This window comes from Pseudomonas kielensis, from assembly GCF_030505375.1.
GTDB lineage: Bacteria > Pseudomonadota > Gammaproteobacteria > Pseudomonadales > Pseudomonadaceae > Aquipseudomonas > Aquipseudomonas kielensis.
Map to the genome: position 1 here is coordinate 40,520 of NZ_CP130043.1, position 17,269 is coordinate 57,788.

Here is a 17,269-nt window from a genome sequence, read left to right on the forward strand (position 1 = left end):
TCTTATTGAATGGCCTCGGCCAGTTCGATCCTCAATACCATGCTATCTTGTAACCGCCTCATAGCCCCAATGCGGGGATATAACCATAACCCGGAGTGATCAACAGGATTTAGCTGAATCTCGGCTATTAGTTTTGAGATTGAGGCGATATGGGTACGCGGTATTAAAAGGTCCACTCGTCCTACTCGCTTTAACACGTGATGTAATTCAGCCAAATAATCAACTGTTAGCTGGACATACAACTCTTGCTCAGCAAAGAGGAGGCTACCTAGCAGCCGTTCAGTTGTGGCGACGCCCGTTTGGAAAGGGTTATAGTAGTTCATTTCAGACTGACGGATGGCGTTACCACGCGGCCACAATAACCCCTGATTACGACAAAGTCCCTGGAACACTTCAACAGCAGACGCCTGAGCACCAAGATTTTTGGCGGATAAGGCATGGGCGGCGATATTTAAACCCCACTCCAAGCCACTAAAGCTTTCTAAATTTCGCCACTGCTCCAGCAAGTTGAGAAGGTACTTGTCGGTGCTGGTATTGCTACCTGGCCTGAGGGCCCTTGAATGCAAAACACTTAAAAAACTGTGGCTAAGGGCAAAGCCTTCACGGAGCAGAACACGGTGCAACTCTTCGTTGGCATCACGCCGTTGTTGTAAATTACTGCAGCCACGCACCTCAGCAAGCGAGCTAGCTAAATCCCCCCCTTTCACTACCAGGCCAAGCAACTGGAAGAGATCAAAGTCGATTTGCTCATAGTCACTTGGCTGCAGGCTGCGTGCGAAGACATTAAGTACGCGCAACGGATCCTGAAAATATGCCAGTTCTAAACGAGTGATGATGCCATTACCTCCCGCCTCGGCCTCACTCAACCAGATCTCTAAGTAGCCCTCACTCCACAACGCATCAGCCAACACAACCCGTTCGTCAACATCGGGCAGCAACACACACATGGATTGCTGGGCTGCCGCGGCCAGAGTATTGGCCAACAAGGCGCGCGCCCATTGGCCCAATTCCGGTAATACGTGCACATCAGACCAGAGGGCATTTGCGCACACTTTTAGACTGCAAAGTAAATCATCTCGGTCTAGTAACTCCCGTAGAGCCACCTGTAACTTCTGCTCTTGCACTGAATCAAGTTGCTCATCAGGCTGAAATAGACTCTGTGGAATGCTGCGCAATCGCTCAATACCCGCACTCGAGTGCAACCGAATCAACGCACTGATTAGTGGTTGCGGATCGTTTGGATTCAAATCTAGCAATTCACCCGCGACTGCAGCCAGATAGCACTCTGCGATCCAATTAGCTTTAAATTGGTCACCACCAAAGATATCCAGTTGATCCACAAGATGCCGGAAGTAGATCGGGCGCAATCCTCGTAATACCTGTGGATTTGCTAACATATCAGCTATTACCTGATCATTGATAGCAAAGCGTAATCGCATGCCATCAACCCATTGGCGGGCACCAATGGCAACGGGTTCGCCATTACGCTGCCAATCAAATCGAATTTTAGTAGTTGCTCCCTTGCTAAATCTTAAAGTGGCATCTGCGGCGGTACTAAAACGCAGCACCTCCAGAGGAGTCATTTGCTGATGCAAACAGAACGTTACATCGACCAAATGCTGACCCCAACTGCCAACTGGGGGTTTGTGCAATTCAGTTAGTGCTGGAACGCGAAATTCAGACTGCCATATCAGTCGCGCGTTACTTTTCTCAGATAGGCCTAACTTTGGATCTAAACGCCGGGTATATATGGAGTTAGGGCGCAGTACCGTCAAAGTTTTATCCGCATCACCAGCAACCAAGCCTTCATCTCGTAACTGCTCGCCAAAAGCCTCACCGACTTCAAACCCGCGCTGCTGAATGGTTTCCTGTTCAGGTACAAAATCTACGGGCACTAACCAGTCTGAATCGAGGTTGCTGTCAATCGCATATCGCTTAGAAATTCGCCCTGGGGCAAACTCTCGCAGGGCTTGAAAAATTGGTAGATCCGTCCACTCGATATGCTCCTCCGCCCCCCGCACCAAAGCAACAAACACACTCGGCAAACTAAGTTCGGCAAATAGCGCCTCAGGAATAAACTCCGAGAGCGGTGAACTTCCTCTTACCACATCCGCCCAAGGTTGGCCGTTGGCACTCCAATCTGTCACCAGTTTGCGCTGCAACGTAGGTAACACTTCAAGCATCACCGAACGCGGCGGCGCCCAGAGAATGCGCTTCGCCGTATCGTCATCGACCTGCAGGGCATCTTTCAAATAGGTTTTGAAGTGCTCTTGCTGACTACCTGGTCGTAGCAACTGCTCGACTAAAATGAGCAGTTTCTTGCAACTGCTCTTATTCATTTGCGGTTTGCGTAGAATCGTCCACACGGAACCACTACCTAACTGCGCACTGAGCCAGTCAAGCAGCGCCATAGTTGCTTGCATTTTTTGAATATGGCTGTTGTGCAGTGGCAGACCTTGCCGCTTAATTTCGGGGCTAAGCAACTCTTCATAGCGTTGAAATGCGACTCGATCACGACCGAACTCTGAGAGAACTACAAGCATCCACGGACGCATGGTGCGTGAGCGACCGGCACGGCCCTTGCGCTGCAAATAGGATGCAACATCACGCGGCGCCTTGTGTTGCAGCACAGCCCCCACTGCCGGATCATTGAAGCCCACCTCAAGAGACGCTGTGGCAACAACAATCTCTGCGTCAGCATCCACCCCGACATCCTGGCTTGAGGTGCGCCCGATTACCGCACGATCATCCTCATCCAGCGAATGGCCTATATCGGTAGCCGCTCGCCAATCTTGGCCCAGACGTATACGTTCGAGCGGATTGACTGTGTCTTGCCCGCCATCATCCCGCCCGTCCCTTGGACCACGCAGACTAGCAAGCGAGGGATGATGAGGCTTAAGCCCCCATTTACTAGTGCGCCAACCTTCTGCATCTGCTAATTGATGATAAAGACGATTATTGGCATCCAAATCGTCAGTAAAGACAAAGGTTTTACTACCCCAAGTGCCTAGTGAGCGGCTCTTGCGGACATCCAGAATACGCCTAGTTAGCATGCACGCTTGAATGGTGGTCGACAGCAACGCAGTCTGGGAAACTGGGTCGCCGCGAAGCACCAGTAGGTACTCCGCACCCTCGTCAATCATTTCATCAGGCAGCGCTTCGACCAATACCACATGCTCTTGGCGTGCGCCGACCAACTCGCCAAAAAAACGCTCAGCATCTGTCAGTGTTGCAGACAGCCCTACAAAGTGCGGACGGCATTGAGCGCGCTTCATCCAGCGCCTAAGTAAGTAAGCAACTTGAGTTCCGCTGCTACCACCGTACGTGTGCACTTCATCGAGTAGCACCAACATCGGACCTGCCTGCTGGCCTACACCAAATAGGTGGTTACAACTGAAGTCACCAAGTCTACGATTGAGCATCTCGGTGGTGGTAAACAGAATATCCGGAGGTAAGTCCGTCTGACAACTACGGGTCAGCGCCACCTCATCATCCGTAACACGGTGACCACAGCGACTACACTTAACCTCTTTAAGATTAGAATTCCACTCCATCTGACCAGTACAACTGTCGGTGGTGCAGCGTAGTAGATCAAACTCAGTTTTTTGTTTCCCCGTTTTATAGTCCTTCCCGGCCATACCCCAGTTGTAAGGTGTATCACCATACAGAGCACCAATGCGAATTTTTCGACCGACCCCTGACTGCATCAGTCCATCGAGTTTTCGGCACTGCCCCCAAGCCTCCATGAACTGGTCTTTGAGCAGTTCATTACGCGGGTAGATTGCAAGAATTCGTACTCGAGGAGAGGGATTAAGTAATAGATCCGCTGCTAGTGAAGCGAGTCCCGGCAAATAAAACGACAGTGTTTTGCCGCTGCCTGTTCCGGCACAGACAATGGTGCCAGAGGCTTGGCTACTACCGCAGTGCTGCTCGCTGTAGGCCTGTAAGATGCGCAATGTTGCTCGCGCCTGAAAACCAGCCAAATGCAGGTTACTGTTTGGGTCAAGCAATAATTCAATTGCCGTTTTCAACTGCTGAGTATTACTAAGTTTCGGTACTTGTAACCACTGAGGCAGTAACTTTTCTATAAACTGATCACGCATAGGGTAACTGCGTGGGCGTCGAATAAAGCGAAAGTCTGATACGAGTGTACGAGACCGATCCAGCGATTGGCCTAAGAACCATTGACGCAAATTACGGTACAGGTACGCCGACTCGCCCATCCGTGTGCGATACACATTTGTCAGTCCTTCAGGGTGCGGCGCCTCTATGAGCATTGCATGCCTGGTTAATTCCATCAGTACATCGTAAGGATCATGATCGGGAAGCACACCTTCCAAGATTGTGATTACCTCATCTGCACTAAAAAATCCGCCAGTATCACCCCAAACCAGCAACTTTGTTTCTTGCTCTTCTAACCTATCTAAACAAGCATGCAAATGCGCCAATGTAATGATCATCAGGTAATTTTCCGGCTAATAATATATTGTCCAAGCTGATCATTTTCTTGTAGCCACTGAAAAGCACTCAAAGTCATCATCGACAACGGTGCCTTACCTTGATTGCCAGGGTGATTAAGCTGCTTAAAGAAACGGGTAACATCTTCTGGCAAGTCGAAAACCATTTGATCACGCATTTGCTGCATACTCGCAGCCAATTTCTCTAATCCTTGTATTACCCAAACATTTTCTGGCAATTGTTTCGTTCCAGCCAAAAACTGTTTACGTAGAGCGACATACTCCGTATAGAATTGATCAACAACTGGAATACCACGCTGGGTATCCAGCATTACTTGTTCGACTCGGCAAGAATTGTCCAATTGCGCAGTCCAGGATCTCCAACATGATTCCACTTTCGCCTCTAATTGAGTGGCCAGATCCCGAAGTGCCACGTGTGCATTATCAAGTGCGTCATCTTGGAGGGCAGCCGATCTTTTCTGCTGCCAAATACTAGTAAACGTTTTCAGACTTACAATTGCTTTACTGCACTGCTGCTGTATTTCAGAACTCAACTGCATCGACTCAGGCGCATCTTCCGGTAGTGCTTTTAGCACATCCGCACTTGCCTCCATAGCCTTTAGGTTCTTGACGATAGCTTGGAAGCGTTCATAAATATGTTCACAGTCCTTAATAGCCTCGCGAGCCTGCCCAGCAGACTGACTTAGTAGTTGCTCACTTCGAAGAGCTTCGATCTGCTGTTCAAGCGGACTCATTGCTAGCCTCCAGCAAGTTATCCACCGTCATGGTGAGTTCATCAAGTAGACGGGTCACACTATTTTGAGATTGCTTCAAAATATCTCCCCCCAGCGCTTATTTTCCGATTCTAAGCGCGGCTTCACGTATTGGTAAAGGCCATCCCAATCCATCAGCACCTTTATAAGTGTCTCGAGGCGAGGACCATCGATGAGGTTAAACTGTTGCAATCGCTTAACCACATCAGTTTCACCATCCAGTGATAATAGGCGTTTGATCAGCGACCAGTTTTCGCTGTCAGACCTCAATGCAAGCAAAGAACTCTCCATTTTTTTTGCACTTGGAAAGTTTGATTGTGCTGGATAATGTAGCCCACCCACACTAATATCTCGCACTAAATCAGCCATATTCTTCAGCAAATTAAAAAATTCATCTTGCAGAGAACAACCTTCTAGAACAGCAATAACTTTTATCGCTGGCTGCAAAGCATTAGTTACAACGTTGGCCAACCGCACCACTGCCAGATCAGGATTAACTCTTACCACTTTAAGTCCTTTAGCGGCAATATCGCCATCCATCCCATGCTCATTTACAGAAACCAATTTCAACCAAGCATCACGCTCAGCATCCCAACCTTTAAGCACTAATTCGCGCGCCTGCTTTAACTCTGGAACAATTGCGGCTATTTCACGTTCGCGAATACTCTCAGCGGGCCGGAGCAATTCATTTAAGCGCTGTCGATCATTATTAGCACCTACCATCAATCCAAGTATAATCGCAGATTGAACTTGCTTACCGAGCAAATCTGACAAGCTTTCCCGGGACTGCGCAGCTAATGTCCTCAAAGCATCAGGCACCCAATCCGCAGCAAAGTTTTGATATATTAGATAGTCTTCAAAACCACCGGCATAACCCCAACCAACATCATAAGTAAATTTTGGATTAAAATACTCATAGCGAAGCAGTGCGAGGGCTATGCCTTGTAGAAAAGCTGCCCTCTGCGTATTTTTGAAGTCCTTCTCTAAACAAAAAGACACTTTATTTACGGTACGATTACCGACAGCATAAGGAAGTTCTATATTTACAAAAACGCCGCTCTTCAGCGAAGGCTTTTCACCAAGGCCGAACCAATCTGCGTGCGCATACTGCTCATACATATAAAGAAGACCCGCCCGCAAAGCGCGACTCTCCTCCTGCCCAAGTTCTATTTTACGTTGAAACCATAATGTTACCGCTTCTTCCAACTTCTGCAATTTATCCTGACGAGAATCAGTTGCTGCCTCATTATCTCCTTCAGAAGTTTGAGTTTTGGTTTGCACTGTAATTACGCGTGCGTCCGGCGTGGCGACCACCCCATCCTTGAGCATCGCTGCTAGCCCACCTAAACCAAAGGCACTGGCAACTCCTCTATCCAAATTACTTTGAATATCCTCTATTTTACGACCACCGTACCCCCAGATTGCCGCAACAGTTTTGCTTCGCTCCGGATTTTCAAGTCTCTGCAAAACCCCCTGCAATCCTGACCAAACACTAATCCCCGCAAACCCTGCGGGCGGGAACTCGTGTACCTCGAACGTTTTTCTATAATCACGGAGTGTGCGCAATAAAATTTCATTCAATATTTGACGCGGATTAAATTTAAGCTCTTCGTCGCCCTTACGACAAAAATGGTCTGCAGAGAGCTGTAATAGCATTTCGATTAAAAGGGAATAAAGGGGCGCCAGAGGGCGAATAACCAAATGCCCTAATTTCTTCTCCATCATTGGGATCAGACCAAATCTGCGGCCACCCTCCTTCACCTCGAGACAACCATGAGGTTTTCAACGCCGCACTGCCATATCGGGCGGCATTTAAATAGCGACCACAAAAATCGATAATTCGCTCTAAGGTTTGCACGCGGTCCAAGCCATAGTCACGAATGTTCCACTCGTATTGTGCGCGGGTTTTAATCGTATCCTGGCGACGCAAATAACCTTGATAACCGTCAGTCACAGCAATAGCCGAGCGCAGAGTGCATAGCTCCTGCTCACCATCGCGCACTGACTCTTCCAACAAACTATCAATCAGTACATCTTCGATGGCGGAAATAGCCGCCATATCTTCGACTAACACCACCAGAGTACGTCTTTCCACCTTTAACGAGCGACGAATACTCTTAAATAGATCTTGAAAACTGCCGCCATTAAACTGAAACAGATGCCGAAAAACCGTACGGGTTGACTCTCCAAGCACTTCGTTCAACACCCGTGCCGCACCCTCTCTAGCATCTAATTCAGTGGTCAATCGAGTCTTGCTAACACACTGACGCGCGCTGAGCGATAAATCGTCCAAATTAAAGCTAAAATCAAGATCCTTGGCCTTAATTTCGTAATTGTTATCGCCCAACTCATCATCACTTGCACCCTGCGTCAACCGACTCGCAGATTGATAAATGCAATGCTTTGGACTAAGCAAGTTTTTCTTAAAGTTAGGATCAGTGATTAGTTCAGAAAGCCCTTGACCGGGAAGCGTGTATTTTTGAATATCTCGCAAACGTTCTTTCTGAAAATCAGTCAACTGAGCACGAAGTTCGGGACGCTCACGAAGTTCATCCATTGTTAGAGACGCGCCTTGGTACATGCGCTGGAGTTGCTGCGACATAAATGTCAATAATAAATCCGCAACCTCCTCAGTTTTTAACTGTTCACCTACGGAGTGAATCCGCTTACGCGCTTCGTCAAAGTCATCACCTTGAAGCCCGTCTAACAATATTTCAAGTGCCTGACGCAAACTGGAATTTTTCGGTATCCTCACTACGTGCCATTTGGCGTAATCCGCGTGCAATTTTAATTTGGCGTCCATCCAACGAATAAGATGAGACTTACCAACTCCAGACTTTCCGATTATGGGAATCGGCCTTTCTACAGATAGAAAGTGTTCAAGCAAATCTTCTTCACTGCACCACTGGTCTTCGCCAGCACCTACACGCAGCAACTGCATAGGTTCATGGACTGCCAACAGGACATGCTCTGCAAGTTCCTCTGCCTCGGTACGTATGCACTCGTTTATATATTCAGGTCGAGGCCAATAATTAATCAAACTCACGACTTCACCTCCGAAACATAAAAAACTTCGCCTACATAACTAATCTTTTTATTCGGCAACTGTAACTGCATACTGTCTTTGTCATCGGAGGCTTTATCAAAGCGTAAGCGAAAGGCACTTTCCAATCGAACAAGCGCATGGCTTAGAGCCGGACTGACCTGATTATTCTCCCGAGGATACCAACCCAATTCCTGCATTAGTGGTTCGAGCAAAACACGAAAACGCCCGCCATCTAACAGGGGGACTTTTTCGGACAACTTTTCAATAAACACTTTTAGCGACAACTTTACTTCATCAGCAAACAAGCCTTCCAAATAAGGTTCGATCGATCGCGTCGGATCGACAATATAACCAGCACCAAAGGGCTCAAGAAACCCTAAAAACTCCCCAAACTGTAGGAAAGTAGTTAACTCGTTAGTTAAGTTAAGCCCTCGATCCCCTGGCAACCACCTATTGACCGCCTCTTCCGCGTTACCGTTCTTACCGGGTTCTACTGGACTACCACCCATAAATGTATAAGTTTGCTGCGCTAACAGGCAGGTCATCGCACGAAGAAAAGGCTCTACCCGCGTATCATCCAGAATGGATTGATCAGTAGTTTCCTTTGCATTAGCGATTATTAACGCTAAAACTCTATGCGGTAGATTTTTCTCCGTAGATCCTTCAGAGACCGAAATCATTCCACTTTCATCTTGCGCCCACAATCCTTCCTTTATCCAAAAATCTAAATTCCCCTCAAAACGCCATTTTGCACCATCTGATTTCGGTAACCAATCAGGTCTTAAAAGCTCAAAAATCTCAGTACGCGATATAGGCTTCCCCTTCCGCAGGAGCACCCTATCAATTAGGTTCAGTAAACTCAAACTGCTACCGGCATGCGCATTATTTACCATCGACATTACTGAAATCCCCTTACAAAACTTTCCAATTCTCTACTGCCTGGGCGGGTCTCCCACCAATTGCGATTAGGCATAAGCGGATCTGGCACTCCCTCCGAAGCGACTATCACCCGGGGAGGCGCATCGAATTCCGGCACAGGCAAATGAGTATCTCCAGGCATTAGCAGCACCAACTCAAGCCAACTTCCAGCACTATCTTTTGGTTCTAGTGAGCACCAGAACGGTAGGGCTTTTAGTGCCTCGTTTTTGAACATCTCATCTAGTACTGCTTGGCTAGCGCGCACAGCCTGAACCTGTCTAGCACGCAGCAAACTTTGTAACCAATAACGCCACTCATGTAGCATTGCCTTGACCGTAACTCTAGGGTACAACTCGGGCTTATATCGAACACGCAACAACTGCGAAGAAGGCATCCAACTAGGCACTTGAGGTAGTTCAACTCCACGTAATTCGAAAGATGCTCCAAGAGTCGGTTTAAAAGCCGTACGCCCTAGATCACGACAACCTGGACAACCACCACAACTGTATTCAGGTACAACTCCACTAGGCCGATAGAACTCGCTCAATAGCAAACACAATCGTTGCTCCGGATTCTTTAACCATCCGATTAAACGAGCAAAACCCGCGGCTCTTGCTTGTTTTTCCTGATCGCGCCTTTGCTCTACTTGCTGCCACGCTTCAATTGACAGATGGGTGCTAATCAGGATCTGAACGCCGAGTCGATCGTAATACTCCTCAAAATACTCTGTCTGTAGTTGCTCATCTTCAGGCAATAAATCGCCTTCGAATTGCGGCGGTTCGGGTGGTACAAAAAATAGACGAATCAACCCTGCCCGCTGCATCAATTGTAGGGTTTGCAAATTCCATTTTTCGTTGCTCTCGCTATGCCGGTGCACACCACGACGAAGAGCCGAAAGTGAAACCGTTAACAAATCGCCGCTAATTTTTTTGGTTTGCAATAACGTCTTCCAACGCTCCAAGCCAAGACCCGCAGAAATTAATTTCTCCAGCGATAGGCCTTTCGCTAGGTGCAACTGACCAGGGTGATAAATCATCCAAGACCAGCATGCGTTACCATCACGCCCCCCCCGACCTGCCTCCTGATAAAACCGATCCAAACTTTCGGGCACTGATGCATGCAACACCGAACGCACTCCGGATTTGTCCATACCCACACCGAAAGCAGAAGTCGCAACCATGATATCCAGTTCGTCATCACCCCATTGTCGGATCAGGTCGTCACGTTGATTCGCAGGGGTTCCGCCATGGAACAAACCGACTCTTACAAACCCTTGGGCGAGTAGCAAATCCCTCCATAACTCTGCTTCTTTTTGCTTAGTTGTATACAAAATCAACGGTCTAGGTAGACGCATAATCGCTTCCAACACCGCGACTTGATGTTCCTCAGAATCAACAGTTTTAAGCAGGTTAAAATTCAGTTCTGGGCGTAAAAAACTGCCGTGAACTTCAATCGCCTGTTCTCCTTCACGAAGAAACGAATCCTTCAACAATTGCAGGGTCGACTCGCTGAATGTTGCCGACATCAGCACAGTTTTTATGCTTTTTTTCGAATGCTCCTTGAGCGAGCGAAACAGTGGTGCCAACAATTGAAATTCTGGGCGAAACTCAGATCCCCATTGATCGATAATATGTGCTTCATCGACAATCAAAGCCTCTAACCGCCCTTGTTCTGCTAGCCGGAAAAGGGCCGGGCGCAACTTGCCGATCGCTGATTCTGGCGAACAAAACAAAATACGCTGGCTACCCTCTTTCAACCGATCAAGAACTTGCTGAGTCTCAGTTTCAGACTGGCCGCTATACAAAGCATAACTGCCACCATGGCAACATCCAGCACGGTCAAGCACTTCAGCAGCACGGCTTGCTTGTTCCAGCGCCAATCCCACCGTTGGCACAATGACTAGCACCAGCTTATTCTTGCCGGCGAACAGGCTCAACGCATGAATAACCAGGGTCTTTCCACTACCGGTTGGCAGATTAATGATCAACGTGCTGTCCGTAGGGGACGTTAAAACAGTGCGTATGGCGGCTTGCTGCCCAAGCCCTTGATATGAAGTGAATTTCTCATTTTTAAGCCTTTGTCGCAGAGACACATCCATTGGCACGGGCATTAGATGTCGACGAGCGTGATGTCCGTAGACAGCAAGTGCCTCTTCATTCAGAACATCCTCCATGCGCACGTAACTAGTCATGACATTCCGGGCAAGCCCCGTGAGTGAAAGATACTTATCGCCCACTAAACCTTCAGGTAGCAGTAATACAGGATCGTTAATTTTGTTTGCCAGTGCACACCCCAAGGCATCCCGACACACGGCCGCGCGATCAGCCGAGCCTGATCTTGGGTCGCGAAAAACCGTGAGTAACCGAACAAAAAATGACTCAGTCAGGGCCCCAACCTCGCTAACGAGATTGGGTGTCAATAATGCAGTTTTTAGTGCATTCCACTGCGCTTGCATCAGGCCTCCTTTAGCATCTTTTCGTTGCACACAATTACCGCATGCATGGATAGCAAATGCAGTTGGGGAGCAGATAACAAAAGCTGAGTCCGGGGAGAGTCAGTTAGAATCCTCTCTCGACTCTTTGATGCGATCGTCAAAACCATTTGTTTCCACTCGGCTGCTGGTAGAAATGACTCCAACTCAGGCCAAACGTTATTACGCAGATTGATATCTTGAAAGGCGGGATTAGGTTTATTGTAAGGCCACTCCATTGACTTCAACGTGTTCTCAGAAACCACCAAACTGCCATCCTGAGCCAGCCAATGGCTCAGTACTGAAGGCAACATCAACTCATCGCCTCTGAGTTGCTCTAGGCGCCCAGCCCCCAACTTTGTAGCGGTCACCAACCAGGTGAGACGGAAGAATATTTTTGGCTCCCTTAGGTCGCTTTTTTTTAGCACGCGCAGAAAGGCACTGGTTGCTCCGCGCGAATCAACCGTAATCAAGTTATAAATTGAGTCTACAAACGGCTGACCATAGCGAAATGGGTACACCCCGGACTGACCAGCCACCTGGGCTCTCGAAACACTCATTGGTGCAGTTGCTGGGGGATTACCACTTTCGGGATCGATACCGGTTAAACAGTTAGAAACAAAGGTTTGGACGTCCACTAACGTCTTGCTACCCTCACGTGACCCCTCTACCGCGAACCGGAGTCGAAATGGACTCTGCAAATCACCCTCAAAATTGAAGGACAGCCCCTTAGTCATCCATGCGCACATCCGCTTCGCTTGCTCTTCAGCTGAGTCGTCTGCGTCGGCGATTTGTTCGGCGAAGTCCTTAGCCTCGCTAACCTCATCATCTAGTGCCAACAATTCTTCCTGCACCTTCACGCGACGTCGCTCACGCACAAGTAAGCCATCATCGCCACTCAAGCCTGCGGCGCTCCGGAGCAACGCCTCATCACCCGACGAGGCCACTGTGTTCCAGCTGCTCTCAAGATGCTCCTCCAGTACATATTGCAGGCTGGCTACCGTGTTGTTAAACAAGCCTACTGACAGATCCAGCACATCAATCCAGCGGCGGATTAATCCGTCATGCGCAGGAAGTAGTGCCAAACTTTCTACTGGTCGCACCCCCACCAGGTTGGCGCTGTAACGATTAAGTCGACCAAGTCGCTGCTCAATACGGCTGAATGAGCGCGGTAAACTGTAGTGCACAGCAATTCGCTGACCACCGTGCAAGTTAAGGCCGTCCTCACCATGTTGGTCACACACCAACACCCTGATTGAACTCATGGGACGGATGAATCGCAACTCTCGCCCGGGGATATAACGTTCGATTGCCACATCCAGTTCGCAAGCCAGCAAAGTGAATATATGTTGTGCCACCTCATCAACACTACAAAATACCACTGCCTTACCATTTTTATGTTCAGCAAGCCAATTGCGCAGGTTTTCAACTAAGCAAATGTCTTTTTCTATCTGTTCATGAATAGCTTGCTGAGAGATATTATCAAGTAACTCCTGTTCAGCTTGCTTCAGTGAACCAGACAGACGTTGAATGGCCTGATTAGCGCGCCGTCCGACTAGCAAGGGGCTAACCAATAGATCATCTACCCATCGTAAATACACTTCTGCGCTCATCGCTTGGAAATCATCAGGGTCGCGACTTGCTTGACTGCGATATTCCTCCAGCAACAAATCCAAAGACGGCATTTGCTCCGTCAATGGCCAAAAACTGCGCTTCAAGCCAGCGAGACCAGGGAACAGCCATGCCAATTGCTGTGACTCGCGACGGTTACGCAACATGCGTTGGTGCAGTCGGTAATGTTCGCCGATATAACGCCTTAAGGTTTGGACTGCCTGCATTCTCAGATCACCACTTTGCTCAGCAAAAAAATCTACTAGCGGAAGGGTCTTATCAACTAAAGAATGCAAAGACTGATCATCAGGGAATTTACTCACCAGATTTTGAAGTATTTGCTCCAAAGCTGCGTTGGAGTTGCTTGGCGTTAGGGCGCTGTACCAACCGCCGACTAATTCTCGCTCAGCGATCTGGGTAGTAAAGCGACGTACACCCTCCTCTGACAATTCATAGGCCTCAGGGCTAAGGCAGTGCAGCATTGCCAAAAAATTTTTCTCATTACCGTTTAGGGGAGTACCAGAAAGAAGCAGTACAACCGAGGCCACCTGACAGCCTGCTGCCAAGGCTTGAAAACGCTCACGCACATCAGACTGTAGATCCCATGCCCAAGGTGCAATTTGGTGAGCCTCATCGACCACCAACAAGGTAGGTAACCACCCCTTAAGGACACTATTTATGTGTTCATGTGAGCAGATTCGAATCAATCGTTGTGGCTCTGATTGACTTGCCAACAATTCACTAAGGTGAAAGCGCCCGGACAACTCATCTCGCCATTGCTCGATTAGTGCCGCAGGCACGGTGATTAGCACTCTTGAGTCGTGTTTTTTCTCTAGCACATGCTCACGAATGATCATGCCCGCCTCAATCGTTTTGCCGAGGCCTACTTCATCTGCCAAGAGGTATTTAGGTATTGGATCTCGCAAAACCCGACGCACTACAGCAATCTGATGCGGCTCCAACTCAACACTACTGCTGGGAATTGATGAAATTGAACGACAGGCGGCGCGCTGCTCGATATAAGCATTTAAAAAATCATGCCGTAAGGAGCAAAAAAAAGGTGCGTCATTTGACCGTGCAGCCAAAAACGCCGCCGGGTCCAGCAGTTCTCCCGGCCCTATATTCAGGCAATTAAGTTGATCAATGTCGACCTCTTGTTGATCTCCATCAGCCCGAAATATCACTAGATGCCTGTTACCAGGGCGAGGACCAGCGTACCTACCCCTCCTCCAAATACCGCTTGCACGATCCTGACAATACACAATCGACTCTTCGTACAACTGCGCGCTCTCAAGCAAAGCAACATCTACGGCTTTCAGTCGACACTCAGAACTAATGGGCGACTCAAAGAATCCCACCACACCCTCATTGCTCTTGTGATCTATGCTCAGTAATTTTCCGATACCGGAAAAGCCACTGGAACACACGAGATCGCCAACCATCAATCCACTCATTCCATTCCCTAAATGTTCGTCATATAGCGATATTCGGGTGCAACAAAACTACAACCACTATGGGCACGGATAAATAGCAACAAAGAGAGATGATCCAGATCAGGCATGTCGATTATTTTGAACCGCTTCTGGAGGGCGATCCTTGGAGAACCGTGACCTGCCTTGCATGAGCTAAACGGTACATTACCCACGTCACCAACAGGTGGTAAAGCAAACCAGGTAAGCCAACAGTAATTTTTCGTATTGCTAGTCAACTTATCCATCCCACTACCCATCCTTGTCTTCGTAGCAATCCGCATCGCCACAATCCTGACCCCAACTGCCTTCATTATCGAGATCACGATCTGTGCCGCTTTTGTTCTGGCCCGCATTGGCTATCGTTACCCAGATCGCATTCAGGCGCCATCTCATTGTAGTCCCACTGACCATCGTTGTTCAGGTCACTTTTCTCAGTATGAATGCTGACTTATGCCGGCAGGACTAGCGAAGTCAAAATAAAGCCTCAGAGCCGCAAGGCAATTCCTTTGCCTTGGTTTAAATTCTGTATTGATTGCATCGCGGCCTTCTCGCACCACTCAAAAACTCACTGCCACGCCAGCCAGGTAATCGGTGAGCAAGCCTTGGATCAACACCACTTTGCGCTGCAACTGCTCGACATGCGCACGCTCCGCTCGTAGTGCCGAGTACACCTTCCGATTTTCTTGCGCCAGTTTCTTGTTGACTGCCTGTTGGTGAGTCAGGGCGTCGGCCAGTTGCGCGTGAGTCCCCTGTATAGCACTTAGGTGCAACGCTTGAATCAATAACGCAATCATCAACGTGATGATGACGGCGTTTTTCAAGGTAGTTGTCGCGTCAACCATCCAGCTATGCGGCTTGCTTCGCGTGCTGTTGATCCCGATCAGGGTTCAACAGCACCGTACCAATTGGCTCCCAGTTACGAGTGCGTCCTGACCATCGCTCTGGATTCCTGCTTCGAGCTTGTTCATACAGCTCATGGCGCAGGGCAAGGATTTGCCTATCCTGACCACGATGACGCTCTGCCGGTGTGACGAAGCGGATCCCGCTATGTCGGTGTTCGTGGTTGTACCAGCGGATAAAATCACGCACCCAGCATCTTGCAGCATCCAAGGTCTCGAAACCCTTGGTCGGCCATTGCGGACAGTACTTCAGCGTTCTGAAAAGAGCCTCCGAATACGGATTGTCATTGCTGACACGCGGTCTGCCCCTTGATGGCGTAATGCCTAACTCATACATCTTGCTCAGCAACGTGGTCGACTTCATCGGCGCGCCGTTGTCCGAGTGTAGTACCAGAGGCTCTCTCAGGCATTGTTCGCTGATCACGCTCCTTTGCAGCAACACTGCGGCCTTGGCGCCGTCCTCATCCTCATGCACCTCCCAGCCGACGCTCTTGCGGCTGTAAATATCCTCGATCAGGTACAGGTAGTAGTACTTTCCACGCACCGAAGACGGCAAGTACGTGATGTCCCACGACCACACACGATTTGGTGCATGAGCCGCATGCGTGGTTGGCTCGGCATTACGTCCAGGGCGCTGAGCGCGTCCTCGGTGTTGCCTCTGCCCGGCAGCTCGAAGCACACGATAGAACGTTGACTCCGAGCCTACGTAGATCTGCTTATCGGCCAGCCTCGGCACGATCTGGCTGGGTGGCAAGTGAGCATACTCAGCGCTGTTGCACAGGTTGAGAATCGCTATTCGCTCATGCTCATTCAGCGCATTGGGCGGGGTTGTGCGAACTGTAGTAGTACGCGCATCCGCCACCACCTCTTCCGTTTGAGTCCAACGCTGCAACGTTCTGAGCGTCAATCCAACTTCTTGGCACGCCATCGATTTTCGAGCGCCGGTATTGATCGCCTCTGTCAGCCACGCCACCAGCAGTTGCCGTTCCGGCAGAGCGGTCAATTGTCCTCGTCGTCTACTCCCCAGTAGTCGTTGAGCTTTTTTCGCAGCACCAGTAACGCGGCTGTTTCAGCCAGCGCCTTATCCTTACGGCGCAGTTCGCGCTCAAGCTGTTTAATACGTTTCTGATCCTGACGGGCCTGCTCCCGATCAACCTTGGGCTGCGCTTTTTGAGGGGCCATCCCACTCAGGAAGGCTTGCCGCCAGGCAGCAATCTGCTCGGGATACAAGCCTTTGCGACGGCAGTATTCACCCAGTTCAATCTCGGACAAGCTGGCACATTCGGCGACAGCCGCGAATTTCATTTCTGCCGACCAACTCTCGGTCGGGTGTTTGGGATCGGTCACCACCACACATCCTTCGGCACTGGCTCGTTTGCGCCAGGTATACAGCGACATTTCAGTAACGCCCTCGCGCCTGGCGACTTCGGCCATCGTCAGGTTGAGTGGAGGGCCCAGCATCTTGAGCAGTTCGGCTTTGCGCTCAGAGGAATAGTACGGCACAACGGCTCTCTTTCCGCCCCCGGGGTCTGGTTTCAGGTAAGTCTGGCGAGGCGACAACTATCCTGACACCGGGGGATGACCAAGCTTGAGCCTCCCAAAATTGCCCACACCAACTCCATA

9 protein-coding genes are annotated in these 17,269 nt (G+C 49.4%); all 9 read right to left on the bottom strand.

The window, feature by feature from the left end:
• Positions 1–2: 2 nt before the first annotated feature.
• The 9 genes from dpdJ to Q1W70_RS00245 all read right to left on the bottom strand — a co-directional run bounded on the left by dpdJ (position 3) and on the right by Q1W70_RS00245 (position 17,149).
• Positions 3–4,460 (bottom strand): protein DpdJ, encoded by a 4,458-nt coding sequence (gene dpdJ, locus Q1W70_RS00205; protein WP_302098451.1) that lies wholly within the window; start codon positions 4,458–4,460, stop codon positions 3–5.
• A complete protein-coding gene (locus Q1W70_RS00210; protein ID WP_177048087.1) occupies positions 4,460–5,212 on the bottom strand; it encodes a hypothetical protein in 753 nt (250 codons plus the stop codon). Before Q1W70_RS00210 ends, dpdJ begins: the two co-directional genes overlap by 1 nt.
• Before the next feature lie 75 nt (positions 5,213–5,287).
• Positions 5,288–6,952, bottom strand: a complete 1,665-nt coding sequence (locus Q1W70_RS00215) for a hypothetical protein (RefSeq protein WP_302098452.1) — start codon at positions 6,950–6,952, stop codon at positions 5,288–5,290.
• Positions 6,849–8,276 (bottom strand): protein DpdH, encoded by a 1,428-nt coding sequence (gene dpdH, locus Q1W70_RS00220; protein WP_302098453.1) that lies wholly within the window; start codon positions 8,274–8,276, stop codon positions 6,849–6,851. Before dpdH ends, Q1W70_RS00215 begins: the two co-directional genes overlap by 104 nt.
• Positions 8,273–9,175, bottom strand: a complete 903-nt coding sequence (dpdG, locus tag Q1W70_RS00225; RefSeq protein WP_177048084.1) for a protein DpdG — start codon at positions 9,173–9,175, stop codon at positions 8,273–8,275. The genes dpdH and dpdG overlap by 4 nt, the downstream gene beginning before the upstream one ends.
• Positions 9,175–11,649 (bottom strand): protein DpdF, encoded by a 2,475-nt coding sequence (gene dpdF, locus Q1W70_RS00230; RefSeq protein ID WP_177048083.1) that lies wholly within the window; start codon positions 11,647–11,649, stop codon positions 9,175–9,177. The genes dpdG and dpdF overlap by 1 nt, the downstream gene beginning before the upstream one ends.
• On the bottom strand, positions 11,649–14,729 hold the full coding sequence (gene dpdE, locus Q1W70_RS00235) for a protein DpdE (protein ID WP_302098455.1): 3,081 nt from the start codon (positions 14,727–14,729) through the stop codon (positions 11,649–11,651). The genes dpdF and dpdE overlap by 1 nt, the downstream gene beginning before the upstream one ends.
• Before the next feature lie 575 nt (positions 14,730–15,304).
• Entirely contained in the window at positions 15,305–15,568 is a 264-nt protein-coding gene (locus Q1W70_RS00240) for a hypothetical protein (RefSeq protein ID WP_302098457.1), read from the bottom strand.
• Positions 15,569–15,593: 25 nt separating this feature from the next.
• A protein-coding gene (locus Q1W70_RS00245) for an IS3 family transposase (RefSeq protein WP_436799864.1) occupies positions 15,594–17,149 on the bottom strand; the annotation gives its coding sequence in 2 pieces (ribosomal slippage) (positions 15,594–16,693 and positions 16,693–17,149; 1,557 coding nt in all).
• Positions 17,150–17,269: the final 120 nt, after the last annotated feature.